The sequence below is a fragment of the Streptomyces sp. NPDC002676 genome, from assembly GCF_053592455.1.
In genome coordinates this window covers 1-2,075 of the sequence record NZ_JBSFVT010000068.1, presented here as the reverse complement: position 1 = coordinate 2,075, position 2,075 = coordinate 1, and the positions used below count along the sequence as shown (strand labels likewise).

The 2,075-nt window shown below is 55.3% G+C and carries 1 protein-coding gene; it reads left to right on the top strand.

The window, feature by feature from the left end; translation table 11 throughout:
• Nucleotides 1-173 precede the first annotated feature (173 nt).
• Entirely contained in the window at nucleotides 174-1,895 is a 1,722-nt protein-coding gene (locus tag ACWD3E_RS43230; protein ID WP_451392933.1) for a M4 family metallopeptidase, read from the top strand.
• Nucleotides 1,896-2,075 lie beyond the last annotated feature (180 nt).

The following is a 2,075-nucleotide window of genomic DNA, read 5'->3' as shown; positions in this document are numbered from 1 at the left end:
AGCCAGAGCCCGATGGCCAATCAAAGGAAGTCCGGACAAAGTGTCCGGGTTGGGAACATGCCCGAGTCAGGGAGCCACGCTCGGCTGCATCCGACACTCAGCCGCACTGTAGGCGCGCTGAGCTCCCTCGACTTGCGAAACGAGAGGCACGAGGGAAGCGTAGAAGTGAGGGGATGGAGAAGCGCGAGTCAATCATGGATAACATCGAGCTTGAAAGATTCCACTTTCACATAGCCGCAGACACAAAAAGGTCATCTCCCGTCGAGGTCGCGGATTTCATACATGGCACGGGCACCATGCATGGCTTTGCAGAGCTTCCGGTTTTCAAGGCTCCGGAAGCATGCGCCCGGTTTTTCTTGCTCCGAATGATCAATGAATATGGCGAGAAAGACCTCAGGTACGCCCTCCACCAAGCCTCCCCAACGACCCCTCTTCGAGGCATACAACACTTGGACAAGGGCGTTCTAGTACGTTTCAGCCAGAGCTTTCGAGGCATTCCGGTATTCGGAGCCGAAGCGACCGTTGAGCTAGACGATTCCAATCGGCTCATCTCTGTGCGGTGGAGCCTGGGCAGCGTTGATCCTGGAGTGAACACGGGGCCAGACATTTCGATTACTGACGCCAAACGACGCCTGACGGCCGCCGTTAGGGAAGATCTAGACATCAAAGAAATTAACGAACCACAGTTGCAGCTTTTTGGTAGTCGCCACAAGCCTTGGCGCCTCGTGTGGCATTTCTTTGATGTTCCAGCATTCCCCTACACCTCCAATGGGTTGGGTCAGGTAGATCCCGAATCTAGAATTCCGATGGCTGACTTTTTGATCGACGCTCACAGCGGCCATATAGTCTTTTCCTATGGAAAAGCGCTCTCGACGGGCTCTTCCCATGCAGAACTGATTGGATTGTGCGAAGAAGATGAATCCCGGAGAATCACAGGGTCTCACACAGGGGATCGCTACAAGTTTTACGACATTGCGCGCAACCTCAGGACACAGGACGCTCGATTCAACCCCGTAGGACGGTGGACCGGGTATGCAGTCACCTCGCAGACGGCGGACCTGGGGGACGCCCATAGAGGTGCTGTCTCCGCTCATTACAACGCAACACTGGTGGGGGACTTTTACAGAGAGTATGGATTCGGCCATATATTGCCCGCCGACCTTATTGGTGTAATCAACTGCTGTGACCCCATTTCCTATAGCGAAGTATTGCGGAACGCATACTGGTCAAATGGAGCAATTTGGTACGGCCAGGTGTATTCACAGTCCGGGCGTCTCGTTAGCACCGCCCGCTTCTTGGATCTGGTTGCCCACGAAATACCCCATGGGGTCATCGACGTAACCAGCGGCCTGATCACCAGCGGGGACGGCGCCGCTCTTCACGAGTCCTTCGCAGACATATTTGGCGTGATTATCAAGAACTACTACAAGAGTGAAATTCGCTCAGATGTCACGAACTGGGAGTGGACGATCGGAGATGGTTTCCCTGCAGATGGCGGATGCCTGCGGGATCTGAGTCAGCCCGAGCGCCTCAATCATCCGAACCACCTTGATCACCGCTCGCTCTATCCCCGGAATCCCGACAAGGAAGCTCACGAGAATAGCTGCATTCCAAGTAAGGCTTTGCATATCATCCTAACCTCCAGCATGTCTGAAGTCGCAGTGGGTGATTGGATTTCGATCATCGCTAAAGCAATGGGAATGCTACACAGGGCCGACACATTCAACGATATGCCCGCACTGCTAAAAAAAGCGGCCTTCACGCATCTGGGTATTGCGCACCGCAACCTAGTTGACGGTCTTGGAAAGGTGATTGACGGCGCCTATCGATCTGTCGGAATTCACGGTTTCGCAGTTCGGCAAGTGCACTCGCGGAGTGTGCTAGAGACTTCCTGATGGCGTGTCTTGCTGCGCAGCGGCTGAGGCCCTCTGGGCTGGACCCTGTGCCGTTCAGAAACTCATCGCTGCTACTCGAAGTAGGTCTGGCGCGCCGCGATGGCCTCCTGGCACCCTGGCCGGATGTTCGTCTCACTGGCGTACGAGGTGGACCGGAAGCTGATGTCGGTACCGGCGGTG